16 protein-coding genes are annotated in these 21,540 nt (G+C 73.6%); 7 read left to right on the top strand and 9 right to left on the bottom strand.

Features of this window, described 5'->3' with window-relative positions; all coding sequences use genetic code 11:
• Positions 1 to 31: 31 nt before the first annotated feature.
• The 5 genes from ACFWZH_RS20990 to ACFWZH_RS20970 form a co-directional block, all read right to left on the bottom strand.
• A complete protein-coding gene (locus ACFWZH_RS20990) occupies positions 32 to 592 on the bottom strand; it encodes a GNAT family N-acetyltransferase (RefSeq protein WP_384433086.1) in 561 nt (186 codons plus the stop codon).
• A 44-nt stretch (positions 593 to 636) separates the two neighbouring features.
• Positions 637 to 2,325, bottom strand: coding sequence for an LCP family protein (locus ACFWZH_RS20985; protein ID WP_384433083.1), 1,689 nt, complete (start codon positions 2,323 to 2,325; stop codon positions 637 to 639).
• A gap of 71 nt (positions 2,326 to 2,396) precedes the next feature.
• A complete protein-coding gene (locus tag ACFWZH_RS20980) occupies positions 2,397 to 4,163 on the bottom strand; it encodes an LCP family protein (protein WP_384433080.1) in 1,767 nt (588 codons plus the stop codon).
• 237 nt (positions 4,164 to 4,400) lie between these two features.
• Positions 4,401 to 5,615: an LCP family protein gene (locus ACFWZH_RS20975; protein ID WP_384433077.1), complete on the bottom strand. Its 1,215-nt coding sequence runs from the start codon at positions 5,613 to 5,615 to the stop codon at positions 4,401 to 4,403.
• Positions 5,616 to 5,810: 195 nt separating this feature from the next.
• Positions 5,811 to 6,575, bottom strand: a complete 765-nt coding sequence (locus ACFWZH_RS20970) for a TIGR03089 family protein (RefSeq protein WP_384433074.1) — start codon at positions 6,573 to 6,575, stop codon at positions 5,811 to 5,813.
• Between the two features lie 129 nt (positions 6,576 to 6,704).
• On the opposite strand from ACFWZH_RS20970, the gene ACFWZH_RS20965 reads away from it, so the two are divergent.
• The 3 genes from ACFWZH_RS20965 (at position 6,705) to ACFWZH_RS20955 (ending at position 10,420) form a co-directional block, all read left to right on the top strand.
• Positions 6,705 to 8,045: a peptidoglycan recognition protein gene (locus ACFWZH_RS20965; RefSeq protein ID WP_384433071.1), complete on the top strand. Its 1,341-nt coding sequence runs from the start codon at positions 6,705 to 6,707 to the stop codon at positions 8,043 to 8,045.
• Positions 8,046 to 8,383: 338 nt separating this feature from the next.
• A complete protein-coding gene (locus ACFWZH_RS20960) occupies positions 8,384 to 9,466 on the top strand; it encodes a sugar phosphate nucleotidyltransferase (protein ID WP_384433068.1) in 1,083 nt (360 codons plus the stop codon).
• A 48-nt stretch (positions 9,467 to 9,514) separates the two neighbouring features.
• Positions 9,515 to 10,420: a DNA-3-methyladenine glycosylase family protein gene (locus tag ACFWZH_RS20955; RefSeq protein WP_384433065.1), complete on the top strand. Its 906-nt coding sequence runs from the start codon at positions 9,515 to 9,517 to the stop codon at positions 10,418 to 10,420.
• A gap of 9 nt (positions 10,421 to 10,429) precedes the next feature.
• On the opposite strand, the gene ACFWZH_RS20950 is transcribed toward ACFWZH_RS20955, so the two are convergent.
• From ACFWZH_RS20950 to ACFWZH_RS20940, 3 genes are all read right to left on the bottom strand, one after another.
• The gene (locus ACFWZH_RS20950) at positions 10,430 to 11,758 is read right to left on the bottom strand and encodes a coenzyme F420-0:L-glutamate ligase (RefSeq protein WP_384433062.1); all 1,329 of its coding nucleotides are present in this window, start codon (positions 11,756 to 11,758) and stop codon (positions 10,430 to 10,432) included.
• A 64-nt stretch (positions 11,759 to 11,822) separates the two neighbouring features.
• The gene (cofD, locus tag ACFWZH_RS20945; RefSeq protein WP_384433059.1) at positions 11,823 to 12,857 is read right to left on the bottom strand and encodes a 2-phospho-L-lactate transferase; all 1,035 of its coding nucleotides are present in this window, start codon (positions 12,855 to 12,857) and stop codon (positions 11,823 to 11,825) included.
• Positions 12,858 to 12,890: 33 nt separating this feature from the next.
• The gene (locus ACFWZH_RS20940) at positions 12,891 to 13,400 is read right to left on the bottom strand and encodes a cysteine dioxygenase (RefSeq protein WP_384433056.1); all 510 of its coding nucleotides are present in this window, start codon (positions 13,398 to 13,400) and stop codon (positions 12,891 to 12,893) included.
• A gap of 705 nt (positions 13,401 to 14,105) precedes the next feature.
• Between ACFWZH_RS20940 and ACFWZH_RS20935 the strand changes: the two genes are divergently transcribed.
• From ACFWZH_RS20935 to ACFWZH_RS20925, 3 genes are all read left to right on the top strand, one after another.
• Entirely contained in the window at positions 14,106 to 14,369 is a 264-nt protein-coding gene (locus tag ACFWZH_RS20935; protein ID WP_003983763.1) for a WhiB family transcriptional regulator, read from the top strand.
• A 317-nt stretch (positions 14,370 to 14,686) separates the two neighbouring features.
• On the top strand, positions 14,687 to 18,493 hold the full coding sequence (locus ACFWZH_RS20930; RefSeq protein ID WP_384433053.1) for a glycosyltransferase family 2 protein: 3,807 nt from the start codon (positions 14,687 to 14,689) through the stop codon (positions 18,491 to 18,493).
• Positions 18,490 to 20,082: a DUF5719 family protein gene (locus tag ACFWZH_RS20925; RefSeq protein ID WP_384433050.1), complete on the top strand. Its 1,593-nt coding sequence runs from the start codon at positions 18,490 to 18,492 to the stop codon at positions 20,080 to 20,082. The genes ACFWZH_RS20930 and ACFWZH_RS20925 overlap by 4 nt, the downstream gene beginning before the upstream one ends.
• 172 nt (positions 20,083 to 20,254) lie before the next feature.
• Here the strand turns inward: ACFWZH_RS20925 and ACFWZH_RS20920 are convergent, their stop codons facing one another.
• Entirely contained in the window at positions 20,255 to 20,713 is a 459-nt protein-coding gene (locus ACFWZH_RS20920; RefSeq protein WP_384433047.1) for a metallopeptidase family protein, read from the bottom strand.
• Positions 20,714 to 20,981: 268 nt separating this feature from the next.
• Here ACFWZH_RS20920 and ACFWZH_RS20915 point away from each other — a divergent pair, with 268 nt between their 5' ends.
• Entirely contained in the window at positions 20,982 to 21,425 is a 444-nt protein-coding gene (locus tag ACFWZH_RS20915) for a DUF3499 domain-containing protein (RefSeq protein ID WP_384433044.1), read from the top strand.
• Positions 21,426 to 21,540 lie beyond the last annotated feature (115 nt).

The raw sequence follows: 21,540 nt of genomic DNA, 5'->3' as shown, positions 1-21,540 counted from the left end.
CGTCCTGGCGGCGGGCAGGGGCGGACCACCCCTAGGGCTGCCGCTTCGCCGCCCGCCAGTCCGGCGCGAGCACCGACCAGATCTCCTCGTCGTGCCGCTCGCCGCGGTGCAGATGGCTCTCCCGCAGCACGCCGTCCCTCGTCATCCCCAGTCGCCGGGCGACGGCGATGCTGGGCTCGTTGCCCGCCGAGACCCACCACTCCACGCGGTGGATGCCCCGCTCCTCGACGGCCCAGTCGATGAGCACACGCGCGGCGCGGGTCACCAGCCCCCTGCCCACCGCCGACGGCTCCAGCCAGCAGCCCGCCTCGGCGGTGCCCTGCGCGACGTCCATGGTCCGCAGGATCACCGCGCCGACCAGCTCGCCGCCCGCCCAGATGCCGTGGATCCGCCCGGTGTCGGCCGCGGCCTTCTCCGCGTACGTCCGCAGGTACGCCCGGCTCGACTCCAGGTCCGTGACGACGTCGGGCAGCGCGTTGTGCCGCCCGATGAACTCCCGCCCCCGGTCCATGTGGGCCAGGAACTCCGGGGCCTGCCACGGTTCGAGCGGACGCAGCTGCGCACCGTCGTCACCCAGGGATATCGCGTACATCGTCACCTTCCGGAGAGCGGGCCACACACCCTGCGCAGTACAACCTAGAAGGTGTACTGCGGATTCACCGTCATGCAGCCCTTCTTCTCGCCGTTGAGGGCGTCCGCGCTGGCCGGGGCCTTGTCGGTGGGCTTGTCGCCGGGCTTCTTCGGGTACGTCACGCCGGCGCGCCAGTCGTTGCCGATCACCAGCCGCATCCCGGTGGCCGAACTCGACTCCCGCACCGCGCTCTTGGGCAGGCCGAGGGCCTTGGCCACGGCCAGCGCGTCACCCCGCCGGGACGCCTCGCGGTAGGTGATCGTGGTGTCGGCCTGGCTGGTGAGGACGGAGTTGGTGGAGGCCGCGGTGTAGCCGAGGCCCGCCAGCCGCTGCTGGACGTCGGACGCGCGGCCGGAGGCCGGGCCGGTCACCGTGCTGCCGGTGCCGTTCTGCACCACCACGTTCAACTGGTCCTTGGCAGTCGACGGCTTGGGGTCCGGCGTCGCCTTCTTCTTCTGGTCCTTGCCGTCCAGCGCGGTGTCGTTGCGCAGCATCGCGAAGGTCGCCTCCGCGTCGCCCGGCTTGGGCACGACGTACTCCTCGCCGGGGCCGTACTGCCAGGGCATGGTCACCATCGTGATGCGCTTGGTCGGCACCCGGCTCAGGTCGCCGCCCAGGTCGTAGAGCTTCTTGACGGTGTCGAGGCCGTCGTCGACGGTCAGCGCGTTGGTCGCCGCCTCCGCCAGATCGCGCAGCTCCCCGGGGTTGGTGAGCTTGGCGTCCTTCTTCAGCTGACGGACCATCGAGTTCATGTACATGTGCTGGGCCTTGGCCCGGCCGATGTCGGTGTTGTCCTCGAAGCCGTAACGGGTGCGCAGCCACTGCAGGGCCTGGACGCCCTTGACGGGGTGGGTGCCCTTGGTGAGCCGCAGCCCGCTGCCGTGCCCCTTGCTGTCGTGCGAGTAGACGTTGCGGTCCACGCAGACCGGGACGCCGCCGATGGCGTCCGCCATGGACACCACGCCGGAGAAGTCGACCATCATGAAGTGGTCGATGTAGATGCCGGTCAGCTCCTGCCAGGTGTCCAGCGTGCAGCCGGGACCGCCGTGCTGGAGCGACTCGTTGATGGCGCCGGTGGTCTGCGGATAGACCTCGTGGGTCTTGGGGTCGGTGCACTTGGGGATCGTCACCCGGGTGTCCCGGGGGATGGAGATCACCGACATGTTGCTGCGGTCGGCGGAGACGTGCAGCAGCATCTGCACGTCGGCCAGCGGCTTGCGGTCCGCGTCCTGCCGGGCGCCGCCGAGCTCGATGTTCTTCTTGCTGTTCCGGCCGTCCGAGCCCAGCAGCAGGATGTTCAGCGGGCTCTGCCCGAAGGCGTTGGGGTCCGGCTTCTTCAGACCGTTGCCCAGGGACCGGGGGGCCTTGCGGAGGTTGCCGTTGAGGTGCTCGTAGTACCAGTAGCCGGCGCCCGCCGCGCCCACTATCAGCACGGCGAGGCTCAGTGCGGTCCAGCGCAGCACCTTGCGGCCCTTGCCGCGGCGCGGCCGGCCCCCCTTGCGGTGGCCACCGCCCTCGGCCGGCGCCTCCCCGTCGCCGGCGGGCACAGCGCTGCCCTCGGGCGGGGTCCAGCCGGGGGCGTCCGGCGGCAGCCCCTTGTCCTCGTAGAGGCTGTCGTCCCAGCCCAGTTCCTGCGCGTCCGGCTCGCGCCGGCGCCGCCGTGATCTGTCGCCACGCACACTGCTCTGCCGCATTGGGCCCTCTCCCCGTTTGTCAGTTCGGCGGTGCGCTCGGCGCCGTCATCGGCGGCCGGATTCCGCTCCGGTCACTTCGCGCAGACGTTCTTGTCATCCGCATTGACGTTCTGCACCCCGTCCGGGGTTTCCGTCGGTGCCTCGATCGGCGTGCCCGGTGCCTTGAAGTCCTTGCCGAGGACGAGCTTCATCGGCACCCGCTCGCCGGCGTCCTGCGAGGACTTCTTCAGCGCGCTCTTGGGCAGGCCCATCCAGTCGGCCAGGGTCGCGGCCTGGTCGGCCTGGTTGGGGGCGTATTCCAGACGGGTGGCGGCCAGCTTGGCGGGGGCGTTGCCGGCGTTGGTGGAGAGCTTGGCGGCCTTGGTGTTCTGCAGCCAGTCCACGGTCTCCTGCGCCGAGCCGATCGGTCCGCCGCCGTTGGTCACATCGACCCGTACGAGCTCCGGCGGAGCCTTCTTGGCCGGCCCCTTCTTGCCCTTCTTGTGCTTGGCCAGGGTGTGGTCGGCCCGCACCATCGCGAACAGCGGGTCCGCCTTGGCCTGGTCCAGGATGACGGTGGCCGGGTCGTCGGGGTTGTCCAGCACCGGGACCGTGGCGAAGGTGACCTTGTCGATGTCGACCTTCTTGAGGTCGGTGCCGAAGTCCAGCAGCTTGTTCGCGGTGCCGATACCGGTGTCGACGGTGAGCGCCTTGGTCGCCGCCTGGCTGACGTCGTAGAGCTTGCCGGGGCTGGAGAACGCGTCGGACTTCAGCTTGCGGATCAGCGAGCTGAGGAACTGCTGCTGCATCTTGATCCGGTCCAGGTCGCTGCCGTACCCGATGGCGTGCCGGGTGCGGACGAAGGCCAGGGCCTGCTCGCCCTTGACGACGTGCCGGCCCGCCTTCAGACGCAGATGCGACTTGGGGTCGTCGATGTCCTTGGCGGCGCAGACCTCCACGCCGTCGACCGCGTCGGTCAGCTCCTTGACCGCGTTGAAGTCGGCCATCATGAAGTGGTCGATCTTCAGTCCGGTCAGCTTCTCGACGGTGCGCCAGGTGCAGCCGGGGTCCCGGCCCTCCTGCCCCAGGCTGGTGTTGAAGCGCACCCCGCGCTCACCGGGGATCTCCTTCTTCGGACCGTCCTCCGGCCTCGTCGTGCAGTTCGGGATGTCGGTGATCAGGTCGCGCGGGATGCTCAGCGCGGTGGCGTTGGACCGGTCCTTGGAGATGTGCATCAGGATCGTGGTGTCCGCGTGCCCGACGCTGCCGGCGTCGCCGTAGCCGGAGTTGCCCTTGCCGGAGCGGGCGTCCGTCCCGATGATCAGCAGGTTCACCGGCCCGTCGGACACCGCGTCGTTCTCCACGCCGACGTCGACCTTGGAGATGTTGCCGTTCAGCTGCTGGTAGAGGTAGAACGCGCCGCCGCCGACGGCGACGAGCACGAAGCCCAGCACGCCGGACGTCCAGTACAGCGCCTTCTTCTTGCCCGACGCCTTCGGCTTGCGCTTGCGGCGCCCGGCCGGGCCCGCCGCGGCCGGCGACGCCGTCGCCGTACGGCCGGCCGCCCGGCGCGCCGCGGCCCTGCCGCCGGCGGGGCGCTCGCCCGCGCCGTCCTCGGGGCGCTGGCCGCGGCGGCCGCGCTGGGTCGGCAGCGGGCGGGTGTCGGTGTCACCGACCTCCTCGCGCTGCTGCCGCGCGGCGCGTCTGGAACCGGGCGCCTTGCGGTCGGAAGGCCGAGCGGGGGCTTGACCGGCGGGGTCAAGCCGCAGCTCGTAATTGCCGGTGTTCGGATCGAACACCCACTGATCGGCGGGGTCGACGTTGTCGTCGCCCGCCCGCCCACGGCCTTGCGCGTCCACGGTGCCTTGAGTCCTCCGTCGGTGCCACGCGGCGCCATCCCCTCAAGGCGCTCGGTAGGTCGATCGTGCAGTGCATGTCAATGGTGCATGGTCGTCGGTCAGCCAAACGTGCGGACCGGATCGCTCACACTATCCGCCCAGTTCAGCGCCCCGCGACGCGCGTGACAAATTCCACTGACCTACAACTGGGCAATCCGCCCAATCCATTCGAGTCCCCGGCGGTACTTTGCGGCATCTTTATTCGCAGATCCCGTGTTCCGCGGTCGTCCCGGGAAAGGTCGGGCCCGAACTCGCCGACGGTGCGGGGGAGGCCGCCGGCTTGCCGTCCGATGATCCGCTTCCGGCGCGAAGGGGCTCCTCCCCGGTGTCCCGCGTGGGCTCCACCGTGACCGGAAGATCGCTGCGCAGCTGCCCGAAGAGCCGGCCGGCATCCGGTTGCACCAGCTCATCGCGGTTGGGGTCATAGCGGTACTCCTGACGTGGCACGGTCAGGAACTGGACCCGCTCGGTGGGAATGCCGCGGGTGCTGCGCACCAATTCGTACAGACCCCGCAGCGAGGCAAGCCCCGGATCCGTGGTCAGAGAACTCGTCGCGGCATCCAGCACCGGATACAGCCGGGTCGGATTGAGCAGGACACCATTGCTCTGCACTTTCTTCACGAGAGCACCAAGAAATCGCTGTTGTCTCTCCATGCGCTGGGTGTCACTGCCGTTCCCCAGACTCTTTCGCGCGCGGACGTATCCGAGCGCGGCCTCGCCGTGCAGCGTCTGCCGGCCCGCGGGCAGCCGCAGGTGCGCCTCGTCGTCGCGCACGGCCTGCGGCAGGCAGACCTCCACACCGTCCACCGCGTCCACCATCTTCTTGAAGCCGACGAAGTCGATGATCATGTAGTGGTCGATGCGGATCCGGGTCGCCTTCTCGGCCGTACGGATCGCGCAGGCCGCGCCGCCGAAGGCGAACGCCCAGTTGAACTGGGCGGTCTGCGGTGCCGACTCCCTGCCGTCGGCGCGTTGGCAGTGCGGCACCGTCACCATCAGATCCCGCGGAATGCTGACCGCGGTGGCGCTCTTCCGGTTCGCCGCCAGGTGCAGCAGGATCGTGGTGTCCGAGCGCTGGCCGTGGCTGCGGCCGTATTTGCCGTTGCCGCCCTTGCGGCTGTCCGAGCCGATCAGCAGCAGGTTCTGCGCGTTCGGCGGGCCCGCGGGAGGCCGCTCCGACTCCCACTTGCGCAGCTCCCGCTCGGTGGCGCTGTCGGTGTGGATGTTGCTGCTGAGCTTGGCGTACAGCGCCCAGCCGGCGCCGGCCCCGGCCAGTACGACGCCGGCCGCCCCCGCCGCGGCCCAGCGCCGCCAGTGCCTGCGGCGGGGCGGCCCCGGCCGGTCCGGTTCCGGCCCCCCGGCCGGGTGCTCGGCCCAGCCGTCGAACCTGGGGGGCTCGGGGGTGTCGGTCACCTGGCGTCCATCCCTCACGGAGTCGGCATCGCGCCCGCCCGCGGGGCCCGGGCGGAACAGCAGACGGACAAACCCCGCATGGTGGTACGTAACTTAAGATCATGGACCGAAACGGTCGTACCGTCCCGCAAGGAGCGAGGTCCCTCCCCCGTCCGGAGGACGCGGGAGGGGGCGAGGGGGAGGGAGAGGGAGGCCTCAGGCCGCCGGCAGCGGCGCCCTGAACGTGATCTTCTCGCTGGCCTCGCGGGTCGCCGCGGCCTCGGCGCCCAGCCGGTCGAGGTGACGGCACAGCACCACCGAGCCGCCGGTCGCCAGCGGCGCGTACAGCCCGTACGACAGGCCCTGCCAGCTGTCGTACCCCAGCCCCGACAGCACCCGGGGGGCATCCGGCAGCCCGGCCGCGCCCGCGTCGGCCAGCGCGCGGGCCCCGATCCCGGCCCCGGTCAGCTCCTCGCCGTCGACGGAGAGGGCCACCGCGCCCGGGTCCACCGGCGCGAACGGCGCGAAGCGGTCGCCCTGACCGGGCACCTCCACCGCGTAGTCGGCGAAGCCCCCGGGAGGCTCGGGGAAGCGGCCGCCCATCGGGCGCAGCGCCAGCGCCACCCGCTCCCCGGAGCACGCCCGCGCGGCATCGAGCCGGTCGGGCCCGGCGACGACGAGGTCGGCGGCGGCCGGGTCGCCGCCCACGTCCGCGACCACGCCCACCGACGAACAGGCCAGCAGCCATACGGCGGTCTGCCAGTGCGCGGGCAGCAGCAGCGCGAGCCGGTCGCCGGGCTCGGCGGCCAGATCGCCCTGCAGGTAGTTGGCGGTCTTGGCCACCCAATTGGCGAAGGTCGCGACGGACAGTTCCACGCGCTCGCCGGTGGCGTCGTCGTAGAAGGTCACCAGCGGGCGGGCCGGGTCCGCGGCGAGCGCGGAACCCAGCAGGTCGGCGGGGGTGCGATCGATGGCGTTCATCGCGGCCAGAGTACGCGCGGCACCCGGCCGGCGACGGGCCGGGCACGGCGGGCGCGGGCCACCGGATCGGACGATGCGCCGTCAGATCCCGTTGGCGCGTTCTGTCCGGCCGTGTTCACGATGGTGCCCATGCGCCCCTTCCTCGCGAGCTGCCTCGGCGCGGCGTGCACCGCCGCCATCGCCCTGCCCTTCGCGCCGGACGCCGGAGCCGCCGCCGGCCGCCCGCCGTCCCCCGCCACGGTGCGCTCCGGCGATCTGCCGGGCAGTACCCAGTCCCTCCCGGTGGCGGCACTCGGCACGGTGGCCCCGCAGAGCACCGACCGCGACACCGCCGCCACGCCCCGGACACTCGGTCTGCCGGCCCGCACCGTACGGCCGTTCGCCCTCCTCGGGGTCGTCTGGGACGACGCCGGCGCCGAGTTGCACGGCCGGGTCCAGGTCCGTACCCGCGCCACCGGCAGCGGCGCCTGGTCCAGCTGGCAGGACGTCCAGACCCACAACGACGACGTCCCCGATTCCGGTGCCGCCGAACGCCGGGACAGCGGCGTACGGGGCAGCACCGCGCCCCTGTGGGTCGGCGACTCCGACGGCGTCGACCTGCGCATCACCCCCGAGAGCGGTGACCGCGTACCGTTCACCGCCCCGGCCGGACTCCGGCTGGAACTCGTCGATCCCGGCACCCGGCCGGGCACCGACCGCGGCGCGCAGGCCGGCCCCCCGACCCCGCTCACCCCCGAGGCCACCGCGGCCTCCGCCGCCAACGCCCCGCTCGCCCCCCTCGGCGCCACCGAGATCCCCGCCCTCGACCAGGCCGCCTCCCAGGCCGACGCCGCCGTCGTGGGCGGCTCCCCGACGGGGCACACCCACGTCGGACCCCGCCCGCGGATCGTCACCCGGGCCGGCTGGGGCGCCGACGAGCGGCTGCGCGAGAAGGCCTTCATCCACACCCGCACCGTGCGCGCCGCCTTCATCCACCACAGCGGATCGGGCAACAACTACACCTGCGCACAGTCCCCTTCGCTGATCCGCGCCATGTACCGCTTCCACGTCAAGAGCAACCACTGGCGGGACATCGGCTACAACTTCCTGGTCGACAAGTGCGGCACGGTCTACGAGGGCCGCGCGGGCGGCGTCGCCAAGCCCGTCATGGGCGCCCACACCCTCGGCTTCAACACCGACAGCACCGGCATCGCCATCCTCGGCGCCTTCACCGGCACCGAGCCGCCCAAGCCCGCCATCGACGCGGTCTCCAAGCTGGCGGCCTGGAAACTCGGCCTGCACAGCGTCGATCCGCGCGCCACCGTCCAGATGCTCTCCGCCGGCGGCAACCGCTACCCCAAGGGCGCCAAGGTCCAGATGCACACCATCGCCGGCCACCGGGACGGCTTCCACACCGACTGCCCCGGCGCCCGCCTCTACAACAAGCTCGCCGCCACCCGCCTCGCCGCCGCGCACCTGCAGGGCCGCTGACCCGTTTTCAGCCACTCCTGGCGGCACCTGGGGGTTTGCGCGGGTCTGGTGAGGCGCAGGCTGCAGTCACCACTGAACCGTTTCCGCCGTGGGCACGTCTTAGCGACCACGACGTGTGCGCCCCGCGGCCTTGCGCGTCCCACCTCGGGCGACCGGAAAGCCGTCTGCCTAAACTGGTCCGCCGACCGGCCGCCCCCAGCAGGAAGCAGAGAAGACACCGTGAGCGTCGCACGTGCAGCCGCCGGGCGGCAGTCGGCGACGAGAGCCGCACCGCTGCTCCCTCCCTGCCCGCCATCGGGCAGGGGACCCAGCGGGCGGAGAAGCGAACAGAGGACACATTGACTGAAGCGATCCTCCTGGTCGGTGGCAAGGGCACCCGGCTGCGCCCGCTGACGGTGCACACGCCCAAGCCCATGGTCCCGGCGGCCGGTGTGCCGTTCCTCACCCACCAGCTGGCCCGCGCCCGGGCCGCCGGCGTCGAGCACATCGTCCTCGCCACCTCCTACCTCGCCGAGGTCTTCGAGCCGTACTTCGGCGACGGATCATCGCTCGGCCTGCACCTGGAGTACGTCACCGAACAGGAGCCGCTGGGCACCGGCGGCGCCATCCGCAACGTCGCCGAGCGGCTGCACTCCGCCCCCGGCGACCCCGTGCTGATCTTCAACGGCGACATCCTCACCGGCCTGGACATCGCCGCCCTCGTCGACACCCACCGCACCTGCGGCGCCGACGTCTCCCTGCACCTGACCCGGGTCGAGGACCCGCGCGCCTTCGGCCTGGTGCCCACCGACGACACCGGCCGGGTCACCGCCTTCCTGGAGAAGCCGCAGACCCCCGAGGAGATCGTCACCGACCAGATCAACGCCGGCGCGTACGTCTTCAACCGGTCGGTCATCGACACCATCCCGGCCGGCCGCCCGGTCTCCGTCGAACGCGAGACCTTCCCCGGACTGCTCGCCGACGGCGCCCACCTCCAGGGCATGGTCGACTCCACCTACTGGCTCGACCTGGGCACCCCGCAGGCCTTCGTCCGCGGCTCCGCCGACCTGGTCCTGGGCCGCGCCCCGTCCCCGGCGGTGCCCGGCCGCCGCGGCGAGGCCCTGGTCCTGGAGACCGCCGAGGTCGCCGCGGACGCCAAGCTCAGCGGCGGCACCGTCGTCGGCCCGCGCACCGTCGTCGGCGCCGGCGCCCGGATCCACGGCAGCGCCGTCCTCGACGGCGCGGTCGTCGAGGAGGGCGCCCGGATCCACGACTCGCTGATCGGCGCCGGCGCGCGGATCGGCGCCCGCACGGTCCTCGACGGCGCGGTCGTCGGCGACGGCGCGACGATCGGCGCCGACAACGAGCTGCGCGACGGCATCCGGATCTGGTGCGACGCCGACATCCCGGCCGGATCGGTGCGGTTCTCCTCCGACCAGTAGTCCGCCGCGGCCCCGTCGCGCGGCCGGTGCGTCGCCTACGCTGGCCGCATGCCCGCCCGTACCTGGGTCCCGCCCGGCCCGTTCGACCTGCACCGCACGCTGGGGGTGCTGCAGCGCGGCCCGGGCGACCCCGCGTTCGCGGTGCGCGGCGGCGAGCTGTGGCGGGCCTGCCGCACCCCCGAGGGGGCCGGCACCCTGCGCCTGGCCGCCCGCCCCGCCGCCGGCGAGATCGAGGCCGAGGCCTGGGGCCCGGGCGCCGACTGGCTGCTGGAGCAACTGCCCGACCTGCTGGGCGAGCGCGACGACCCCGCGCGGCTGACCGCCCGCCACCGCATCGTCCACGAGGCGCGCCGCCGCCACCCCGGCGTCCGGCTCGCCCGGACCGGCCTGGTCCTGGAGTCGCTGATCCCCTCGGTCCTGGAGCAGAAGGTCACCAGCGACGAGGCCTACCGCGCCTGGCGGCTGCTGCTGCAGCGGCACGGCGAGCCGGCCCCCGGCCCCTGGGAGCGGATGCGGGTGATGCCCGACCCGCGCGCCTGGGCGCTGATCCCCTCCTGGGAGTGGCACCGCGCCGGCGTCGACGCCAAGCGCTCCTCGGCGATCCTGCGCGCGGTACGGGCCGCGCGCAGGATGGAGGAGGCCGCGCGGATGGACCTCGCCGACGCCACCCGCCGGCTGACGGCGATACCGGGCATCGGCCCGTGGACCGCCGCCGAGACCCTGCAGCGGGCCCTGGGCGCGCCGGACGCGATCACGGTCGGCGACCTCCATCTGCCGAAGATCATCGGCTTTGCGCTCACCGGCCGCCGCGGTACCACCGACGAGGAGATGCTCGAACTCCTCGCGCCCTACGAGGGCCAGCGCCACCGCGCCGCCCGGCTGATCCTGCTCTCGGGCATCACCCCGCCGCGGCGGGCGCCGCGCTTCCCCGTCGGGGACATCGCCCGCCTGTGACCTGGGGCCTCAGCGCACGACGACGAAGTCGTCGGCGGCGCGCGGCGGCCGCTCCCTGGGCGCCTCGGCAGCGCGCCCGATGGCCACCGCGCCCATCGGCTCCCAGTTCTCGGGCAGCCCCAGGACGTCCCGTACGACGTCCCGGCAGAACATCGTCGACGACACCCAGGCGGAGCCCAGCTGCTCGCCCGCCAGCGCCACGAGGAAGTTCTGGATCCCGGCGCCGCCGGCCACCAGGAACATCTCCCGCTCCGCCGCGCCGCGCCGCGCGTCGGGGTAGTTGTGCGCGCCGTCCGCGACCACGCACGGCACCGCCAGATACGGGGCGTTGCGCAGCACATCGCCGCGCCGTACCCGTTTGGCGATGGACTCCGGCGACTTGCCGTCGGCGCGCAGATCGGCGATCCACGCGTCCCGCATCGCGTCCAGCAGCCGCCGCCGTGCCCCGGCCGACTCCAGCAGCACGAACCGCCACGGCGTGGTGTGGTGCGGAGCCGGGGCGGTGACGGCCGCCGCCACCGCCCGTCGCACCGCCCCGGGATCGACCGGCTCGTCGGTGAACGCCCGGACCGTGCGCCGCAGGGTCACCGCCTCCCGTACGGCCTCCGAGGTGCCCAGCCGGAACATGTCGCTCGCGGCGTCGCGCACCATCGCGCGCGCCCCGTCGCCGTCGCCCGCCCCCTCCACGACGTGCCCCAGCCCGCGCACCACCGCGACCGGCAGCCCGCTCGCCTTGCCCTTGACCAGGTCGCCCGCCGCGGCCAGTTCGTCCGCGGTGGCCACCACCGTCGCGCTGAGCGGATTGCCGTGCGCGTCCGTGCCGCCGCGCAGGTCGTCCAGCACCCGCACACCGGCCGCCCCGATGGCGACGTCGGTCAGGCCGGCGCGCCAGGGCCGGCCGAAGGTGTCGCTGATAACCACCCCGACGTCCACGCCGAGCGCGGTGCGCAGGCCCGCCCGCAGGGCGCGGGCCGAGGCGTCCGGATCCTCGGGCAGCAACAGCACCGTCCCGGCCCGGGTGTTGGAGGCGTCGACGCCGGCCGCCGCCATCACCAGGCCCTGCCGGTTCTGCACGATCCGCAGCGTGCCCCGGCGGGCCACCACCCGCACCGTCTCCTGGTCGATCGCCGCCTCCCGGTCGCCGGCCTCCAGCACCCGGCCCTCGGCCTTGCTGACGATCTTCGAAGTCACCAACAGCACGTCGCCGTCGACGAGTTGGGGCAGGCCGTCGGCCGTCGCCGCGGCGACGATCAGCTTGACCAGGTCGTCACCGGGCCGCACCTCGGGCATCCTCGGCAGCGCCCAGACCCGGTACCCGGGCACCTGCGCCGCGCTCATGCCGGCACCCCGCTTCGCCCGCCCCCGCAGGCGCGCGGCGCACATCCGCCCATGGCTCGCTCGCTCACGACGCGCGGACCTCCTCGGCCAGCGCCAGCGCCTCGCGGGCCATCGCGGCGGTGGCGTCCAGGTCCGTCATCATCAGCGGTACGGCGCGGCAGCGGATCCCGGCGGCCGCCACCTCGTCCACCGCGCCCGCGTCGACGGAGTCGACCAGCCAGCCGTGCAGCAGCCCCGCACCGCCCTCGCCCCGCTCCTGGCCCTCTTGTCCGGACAGCGGCCTCGCCGCGCCGTAGTGCCGGGCCACGGCCGCCGCCGTCGACTCCACCCCGACCGCGGCCAGCACCTTGTCGGCCATGCCGCGCACGGGGGCGTCCCCGACGATCGGGGAGAGGCCGATCACCGGCGCCCCGGCCGCCGCGATCGCCTCGCGGATGCCCGGTACCGCCAGGATCGTGCCGACGCTGACGACGGGGTTGGACGGCGGGAAGAGCACCACGTCCGCCTCGGCGATCGCCTCCAGCACGCCCGGCGCCGGCTTGGCCTGGTCGGCGCCGACCGGCACCACGGCGTGCGCGGGCACCGAGGCGCGCAGCCGCACCCAGTACTCCTGGAAATGGATCGCCTTGCGCTCGCCGGACCCCGTGGCGGAGCCGCTGTCGGGCAGCGTGACCGCCACATGGGTCTCGATCCGGTCGTCGGACATCGGCAGCAGCCGCACACCGGGCTGCCAGCGGTCGCACAGGGCCTCGGTGACGGCGCTGAGCGGATAGCCGGCGCTCAGCATCTGGGTGCGCACGATATGGGTGGCGAAGTCCCGGTCGCCGAGTCCGAACCACTCGGGGCCGACGCCGTAGGCGGCCAACTCCTCCTTCACCCGGAAGGTTTCGTCGGCGCGACCCCAGCCCTGCTCCTCGTTGATGCCGCCGCCGAGCGTGTACATCACGGTGTCGAGGTCGGGACACACCTTGAGCCCGAACAGATGGATGTCGTCGCCGGTGTTGCCGATGACGGTGATGTCCGCGTCCGGAGCCGCTGCCTTCAGTCCCCGCAGAAAGCGGGCGCCGCCGATACCGCCGGCCAGAACCACGATTCGCATGACCCCAGGATGTCAGGGGCCCGCGACCGTGCGTCAGGGGGCCGGTACCTCGGGCGAGGCGGCCGCGGCCCGGTCGGCGGCGGCCTGGCTGGGGTGCATCGGCATATCGGTCAGGCCCGGGAAGTAGACGTGCAGGCTGACGGCCGGGGTGAGCGAGTCGTTGACGACCTCGTGCACATAGCCGGGGGCGAACACCCGCTGGGCGCCGGCCGCGAGCGTGCGGGGCCCGGCCTCGACGTGCTCGGTCAACTCGCCTTCCAGGACGGTCAGTACACCGGAGGACGCCCCGTGGTCGTGCCGGCCGCTGCCCTGTCCGGGCACCCAGCTCAGCAGCCAGACCTCGTAGCCCGGGCCGGTGCGCAGCCGGTGGTACCAGCGGGTGGTGGCGTCGTAGCGGACGAGCGGGGCCCACGCGGCCCGGTCGGCGGCGATCGAGCGGGCCAGTCCGGCGAAGCCGGCGACGGTGGCCGGGTGCGCGGGGACGGGCGGCAGCAGGTGGGGGATGGCGAGCGGATCGCCGGCGATCTGGACGTCGCTGTTCATCGGTGTCGGGTTCCTCGGCGGAAGTGCTGGGGTGGCGCGCCCGGGCGGCGCGGAAGGGGTGCGGCACGGCGCGGGCGTTCCCTGTGGGGGGCACGGCGCGGTGGTCGCGGTGCAGAGGTGCTGCGGGGTGGTGCGAGCGGAGAAGCTGGAGCTCAGTGGCTACGACAGCTGGAACAGCGACAGCGAGCCTGCGCAGCGCAGAGCGACCCGTAGGCACGGGTCAGTCGGGGCGCGGGAGTCACTGGCATGGGGACAAGGAGACCGGGTTCACGGCGTGATGTCAACCGGATGTCTGGTTTGCCGCGAATCTTTCACCAAATCCGGTTGCTCCGGTCGGAGAAAGGTTTGTGCAGCCCCCGACCCGGAGACATCGGCCGGTATCCGCACCCACAAACGCCGTTGCGGCTCCGTGATCCGTCTGTGATCTTCCCCGCTTCGGTGCGCGGGGTGCAACGCGGACGCCGCCTGATCGCGTCTTGGTGAACGACGCGGACGTGCCAGGCGGTACGCCCGGGGAAGTGTCCTGGTTTTTACTGATTTGAACACTTTCTGCATCCGCTTGGTTCCGCCGAGTGAATAAGAGGCTCAATAGCAGATCTCGGCTTGACTGGCCCGGATCACCACACTTGTAATTTCACTCGTGTCGTTCAGCCGAAATCGATCACGGCTTGATCACGGGGACGTAAAGACAGACGAGGGGCGCACATGACCGAGCTGTTCCAGGAATTGCTGGTCGAGGAGGCGGACGAGGAGCTCGGCTGGCAGGAGCGCGCACTGTGCGCCCAGACCGACCCCGAGTCCTTCTTCCCGGAGAAGGGTGGGTCCACCCGCGAGGCCAAGAAGGTCTGTCTCGCCTGTGAAGTCCGGTCCGAATGCCTCGAATACGCCCTCGCCAACGACGAGCGCTTCGGTATTTGGGGCGGTCTGTCCGAACGCGAGCGGCGCCGGCTCAAGAAGGCCGCCGTCTGACGATGACCAGGCAGCCGTCCCGACCGACGGCGCGCGGCCCTGTGGACCACGCCGCCGTACCGCCCCAACTCCCCATATCCCCCTATAGCGAACACTCCGCCTCCAGCGCCCCGGCCGCCGGAGGCGGACTGCTGTGCGGGGATCCGGCCGGGGCGGCGGCACGAACCATTAGTGTGGGGCCCCGTCCGAGATGCGCCGCCGCCCCGCCGGGCCCGCGCGTCGCCTCGTAGTCCGTCGCAGTGTCTTCCGGGGGCGGGGGCCTTGAGCGACTTCGCCGCGGGCCTTCGAACTCCCGGGTCCGGAGGGCCCGTACCTCGATGTCCTTGCACAGCCAGTCGGCGGCCCAGGCCGCCTCACACGCAGCCGCCACCCCAGAGTTCCCACGGCACGTGGTCACCGCCGTGATCGTCTCCCACGACGGTGCCCGCTGGCTGCCCGACGCGCTCACCGGCCTGCTCGGCCAGGAGCGCCCGGTGCAGAACGTCATCGGTGCCGACACCGGCAGCGCGGACAACTCCGCCCAACTGCTCGCCGAGGCGATCGGCGACCAACGGGTGCTGCACCTCGCCCGCCGCTCCGGATTCGGCACCGCCGTCGACGAGGCCGTCCGCACCGCCCCCGTGCTCACCCCCGACGACCTGCCCTACCTGCGCCGCCCCAGCGGCTGGGACCCGGTCAGCCGCACCTGGCGCGACGAGGCCTACGACATGCCGGAGTTGCCGCACGGCGAACCGGTCCAGTGGCTGTGGCTGCTGCACGACGACTGCGCACCGGAGCCGGACGCCCTCGCCGAGCTGCTGCGGGTCGCCGACGCCAGCCCCTCGACCGTCATCGTCGGCCCCAAGCTGCGCAGCTGGTACGACCGCCGCCAGTTGCTCGAAGCCGGGGTCAGCATCGCCCGCAGCGGACGCCGTTGGACCGGCCTGGACCGCCGCGAACAGGACCAGGGCCAGCACGACCAGGTACGGCCCGTGCTCTCCGTCTCCAGCGCCGGCATGCTCATCCGCCGCGACGTCTACGAGGAGTTGGGCGGCTTCGACCGCCGGCTGCCCCTGATGCGCGACGACGTCGACCTGTGCTGGCGCGCCCAGGCCGCCGGCCACCAGGTCCTCGTCGCGCCGGACGCCATCCTGCGGCACGCCGAGGCCGCCGCCCGCGAGCGCCGCCCCATCGACTGCGTCGGCCGCTCGGTCGCCAACCCCCACCGCGTCGACAAGGCCGGCGCCGTCTACACCCTGCTCACCAACACCCGCGGCGCGACCCTCCCGTACGTCCTGCTGCGGCTGGTGATCGGCACCGTCCTGAGGGTGCTGGCCTACCTCGTCGGCAAGGTCCCCGGCCAGGCGCTGGACGAACTCGCCGGACTCTTCGGCACCCTGCTGCGCCCCGGCAAGATCCTCGCCGCCCGCAAGCGCAGAGGCCGCCCCGCGGTGGACGCCGGCGACCTGCGACCGCTCTTCCCGCCGCCCGGCGCGACCGTACGGGCCACCGTCGAACAGGTCGCCGGCAACCTCGCCGGACGCGCCGCACCCGACGTGGCCTCGGCCGGCCGGCACGGCGCCGTCGAGTCCGGGCCCGGCGGCGACGACGCCGACTTCCTGGAGATCGAGCAGTTCGCCCGGCTCAAGCGGATCGCCCGCAAACCCGGGCCGGTGCTCTTCCTCGTCCTGCTGCTGGTCTCCCTGATCGCCTGCCGCGGACTGCTCGGCTCCGGCGCCCTGACCGGCGGCGCGCTGCTGCCCGCGCCCGGCAGCGTGTCCGACCTGTGGTCGGCGTACCTCGACAGCTGGCACGCGGTCGGGGTCGGCGACAGCGCCTTCGCACCCCCCTACCTGGCGATCGTCGCCCTGGTCTCCAGCGTCTTCCTGGGCTCCACCGGCTTCGCCCTCACCGTGCTGCTGGTCTGCTCCGTCCCGCTGGCCGGCCTGACCGCCTACTTCGCCTCCCGCCCGCTGGTCGCCTCCCGGCTGCTGCGGGCCTGGGGCAGCATCGCGTACTCCTTCCTGCCCGCGGCCGCCGGCGCACTGGCGGGCGGCCGCCTGGGCACCGCGGTGCTCGCCATCCTGCTGCCCCTCATCGCGCGCGCCGCGATCGCCGCCGGCGGACTGCGCCTTCCGGCCGGCACCCGGCCCAGCTGGCGCGCCACCTGGGCGTACGCCCTGCTGATCACCTTCACCACGGCCTTCACCCCCGTCGTCTGGCCGCTGGCGGTGCTCCTGGGCATCGGCCTGCTGGTGCTGCGCTTCCTGGACGGAAACCGCGACCAGCTGCTCGCCTACGGGCTGCGCTTCCTGGCCGTGGTGCTCGCCCCGCTCGTCGTCCTCGCCCCCTGGTCGCTGTCGCTGCTGACCAGCCCCTCCCGCTTCTTCCAGGAGGCCGGGCTCGACTACGGCACCGGCTCCGCCTCCGTACTCGACCTCGTCGGCCTCAGCCCCGGCGGCCCCAAGGCCGCGGGCGGAGTGCTGCTCTTCGGCATCGTGCTGGCCGCGCTCGCCGCCACGCTGCGCGACGCACGCCAGCCGGCGATCCGCGTCGCCTGGGCCGTGGCGCTGACCGGGCTGCTGTGCGCGGCCCTCGGCAACGGCTCCGGCTGGACCGGGCCCGCGATGCTCGTCTACGGCCTGGCGCTGCTGTGCGCCGCCGCGATCGGCGCGGAGGGCATCCGCACCCGCATGGCCAGCCTCGGATTCGGCTGGAAGCAGCCGGTCGCCGTGCTGATCGCGCTGGCGTCCGTCCTCGCCCCGCTCTACGCCGCGGCCAGCTGGATGATCACCGGCGCGGCCGGCCCGCTGGAGCGCCGCAACCCCGAGCAGGTCCCGGCCTTCGTCGCCGAGGAGTCCGGCAGCTCCGACCGGCCCCGCACCCTGGTCCTCGACGGCCGCCCCGGCCACGTCGACTACACCCTGGTCCGCGGCTCCGGCGCCCGGCTCGGTGAGGCCGACCTGGCCGCCCAAGCGGGCGCGGACGAGCGGCTCGGCACCATCGTCGCCCACCTCGTCGCCGGCTCGGGCGCCGACCAGACCAACCAGCTCGGCGGCTACGCGGTCCGCTACGTCCTGGTCAGGGACGGCGCACCGCGCGAAATGGGCCGGGTACTGGACTCCACCCCGGGCCTGACCCGGCTCAGCCAGGAGGACGGCAGCGCCCTGTGGCGGGTCAACCGCCGGGTCTCGCGGGTCTCGATCGTGTCCGGGCAGGCCGCGGACGGCACCGCCGCCGGGGAGGCCGCCGCGCCGGTCCCGGTGGCGTCCGAACCCGTCGAGGCGCACACCAAGATCCCCGCCGGGCCCGCCGGGCGGGTGCTGCGCCTGGCCGACACCGCCGACGAGGGCTGGCAGGCCACCCTCGACGGCACCCCGCTCAAGCCCGTCACGGTCGACGGCTGGGCGCAGGGCTTCACGCTCCCCTCCAGCGGCGGCCGGCTCGACCTCACCCACCACAACCCCTTCAGCCACACCCTCTGGCTGTGGGCACAGGGCCTGCTCGCCGTCGTCCTGGTCGTCCTCGCGCTGCCCGGCCGCCGCCGGGAGATCGACGACGACCTCCCCGAGGACGCCGTCGCCGAGCAGGCCGCCGCGGCCGCCGGCGAGGGCCGCCGGGCCCGCCGCCTGCGCGCCCAGGCCGAGGCCGCGGGCGCCCCCGAGCAGGCCGGGCAGCCCACCGTCCCGGCCGCGCGGACCGGCGAGCAGGCGACGGACCCGGTGGCGGGGTTCGACCCCGCCCTGGGCGCCGCCCCGACCGGCGACCCGTATGCGGCGGTGCCGCAGCAGCAGTCCTACGAGGACTGGCAGCCGGTCCAGCATCCCGCCCCGCTCCCGCCGGACGGCCCACCGGCGCAGGCCGGCGAGCAGCAGCCCTACGCGGCCGCCGACCCCTACCAGGCCGACCCCTACGGCCGGCAGTACCCGCAGCAGGGCCAGGCCGCCGCCGACCCGTACGGGGCCGCACCGTACGCCGCCGACCCCTACCAGGCCGGCGCCTACGACCCGTACGGCTACGGCGGCCCGCAGTACGCCGACCAACCGCCGCAGCCCCAGCAGCAGCCCTACGACGACGGCACCGAGTACCCCGGGTACTCCGGCTCCTACCCCGAGCCGCGCCGTGACGGGAGCGACCCGCAGTGAAGCGCACCATGATGTCCCTGACCGGCGTGGCCGTCGCGCTGGCAGCCGTCACCGGCGTCGCCGCCGTCGCGGCCCCCGGCGGCGGCCCCGAGGACACCGCCGGCACCGGCACCCGGCTGCCCGTCCAGCGCTCCGCGCTGCTGTGCCCCGCCCCGACCTCCTCCGAGGTCGGCGAGACGACCTACACCGCCTTCGCCCCCAAGGGCGCCGCGGCCGGCGCCGGCACCAAGAAGGGCACCGCCCAGCTGGTGCCCGCCGCGACCGTCAAGGACGCCGGCAGCGGCGACGGCGGCAGCGCCAAGGGCAAGAAGGGCAAGAAGGACGACAAGGGGGGCGGGGTCGCCGACGGCTCCGGCAGCCTCACCGTCCCGCCCCGCGACACCAAGCCCGTCCTCCCCCTCCAGGAGGCCGGAAAGCCGGTCACCACCACCACCGACCGCGCCGACGCCCCCGCCCTCGTGGGCGCCGCGGACGGCACCCTCGCCCCCGGCTGGACCGTCCAGCAGACCACCGCCGTCGCGGCCGGCACCGGGCGCGGCCTCCTCGGCCTGAGCTGCACCACCCCCGACACCACCTTCTGGTTCCCGGGCGTCAGCACCGACGCCGACCGCCAGGACTACGTCCACCTCACCAACCCCGACGCCACCCCGGCCGTCGTCGACCTCGAACTGCACGGCAAGGACGGCTCGCTGACCGACTCCGCCGGCGAGGACATCTCCGTCCCCGCGCACGCCACGGTCCCGGTGCTGCTCTCCACCCTGACCACCACCCCCACCACCAACGCCTCCCTGCACGTCGTGGCCCGCGAGGGCCGGGTCGGGGCCGCCGTGCAGGCCCGCGACGGCAAGCTGGGCAGCGACTGGCTGCCGGCCGCCGCCGACCCGTCGCCGAGCGCGGTGCTGCCCGGCATCCCGAAGGACGCCACCTCGGTCCGGCTGGTCGCCGTCGCACCCGGCGAGTCCGACGCCGACCTCAAGGTGCAGCTGGCCACCCCGACCGGGCTGATCACCCCGGCCGGTCTGGAGACCCTGCACGTCAAGAGCGGGATGACCACGGCGGTGGACCTCAAGGACGTCACCAAGGGCGAGGCCGGCTCGCTGGTGCTCACGCCCGCCGACGGCGGCTCCAAGGCCCCCGTGGCGGCCGCCCTGCGGGTGACCCGCGGCAAGGGCGCCGCACAGGAGATGGCGTTCATCCCCGCGACCCGCCCGGTCGACAAGCGCGCCACCGTCGCCGACAACCGCGACAAGGGCAGCACCCTGTCGCTGGTCGCGCCCGAGAAGGGCAAGGACGCCAAGGTGAAGGTCACCGCGTCGGCCGGCAGCGGCGGCGGCACCCCGGTCACCAAGACGTACACGGTCAAGGGCGGCACCGCCCTGGACGTCGCCCCGCCCCGCCCGCAGGGACTCAAGGGCGGCTATGCGCTGACCGTGGAGCCCGAAGCGGGCAGCGGCCCCGTCTATGCGGCCCGGATGCTGGCCCGGCCCCAGGGCCGGGTGCCCGCCTTCACCGTCCAGCCGATGCCCGACGACCGCGGCTCGGTCCTCGTCCCGACCGCGGGCCAGGACCTGACGGTGCTCACGGACTGACCGGTCTCACCCGGGCCCGTACCAGGGGCCTGCCCCGCCGATCCGGGACAGGCCCCCCGGTCTGAGCCCGGGCCCGGCATTCCGCCCCGGCATTCCGCCGAAGAACCCACCCTCGCCACAACGTGAACCGCAATCGGCAACGGCTCCGCCCCGGGCATCCACGACGTACCAGCTACTCCTGGCCGTAGCGCGGGTCCACCGACTCCGGAGCCAGTCCGAGCAGCTCGGCGACCTGTTCGACCACCACCTCGTGGACCAGCAGCGCGCGCTCGTCGCGGCTCTTCGTACGGATCTCCACCGGCCTGCGGTAGATCACGATCCGGTCGCGATGTCCGCCCGCCGCGGGCAGCACCCGCCCCAGCGGCACGGTCTCCTCGCCGTCGACCGCGTCCGGCCCGTCGTCCGGGCCGAAACCGGGCACCTCCAAGATCATGAAGTCGACCTGGGAGAGCTGCGGCCAGCGCCGCTCCAGACGGTCCCGGGAGTCGTACACGAGATCCACGAAGGCGTCGGCGCGGGTCACCGACAGCGGCACCTGGGGTGGCGCGATGGGGCCGCGCATGCCACGGCCGTGGCGGTCGCGGCGGCGGAGCCGCGGCTCCGACGGTCGGGGAGGTACGGGGCTGTCCATCAGCATCGAGCGTAGCCGTCACCGGCCCCACGGCACGGCAGAGCGCGGCGATCCGCGGCAGGAAGCTGCCGTCGTCCACTGACCGGACCGATGCGTGTCGCTTTCGTTTGCGGCCCCGCAACAGATCGCGGAACTCGCCCGGAATGGCCGGAAATGCATGGAGTGGTGACGGGTTTCTTCGCCGTGTGCCGCCCGCGGCGGCCCGCCCGCCCCAGGCCAGGTCGAGCGGGCCCAGGTCAGACGCATCGGACGAAGCGGGACGACACGGTTGGGTGAGCCGGGGGAGAGTCGTCGCGGCCCGCTCAAGAGTGCGGTACCGTCCAACGTCGTGAGCCCTGTACGTCGCTGTTCGCGCACTGCGTGCGGCCGCCCCGCCGTCGCAACGCTGACGTACGTCTATGCGGACTCGACCGCCGTGCTCGGACCGCTCGCCACCTACGCCGAACCGCACTGCTATGACCTGTGCGCCGAGCACTCCGAGCGGCTGACCGCGCCCCGTGGCTGGGAGGTCGTCCGCCTCGCCATCGACTCCGGCCCGGCCCGCCCCAGCGGCGACGACCTCGAAGCCCTGGCTAACGCCGTCCGCGAGGCGGCCCGCCCCCAGGAGCGCGCCGCCGGCGACGGCTCGCCGCCCCCCGGCGACCGCGACGGCCGCCCCATGGAGGTCGCCCGCCGCGGCCATCTGCGGGTGCTGCGCTCGCCGGACTCCTAGGTCCGTCCGGCCGCGCCCGGCCGCATCCGGCCGTCCCGCGCGACGCGAGGGGATCCCCGGACCCCCGCACCGGCCCGCCCGGTAGGTTGGAGCCACCCCAAAGACTCCACAGGAG

Origin of the sequence: Streptomyces sp. NPDC059008 (genome assembly GCF_042749045.1) — a bacterium.
Lineage (GTDB): Bacteria > Actinomycetota > Actinomycetes > Streptomycetales > Streptomycetaceae > Streptomyces.
The sequence above is the reverse complement of the archived record's forward strand: the minus strand, read 5'-3'. Positions and strand labels throughout refer to the sequence as shown.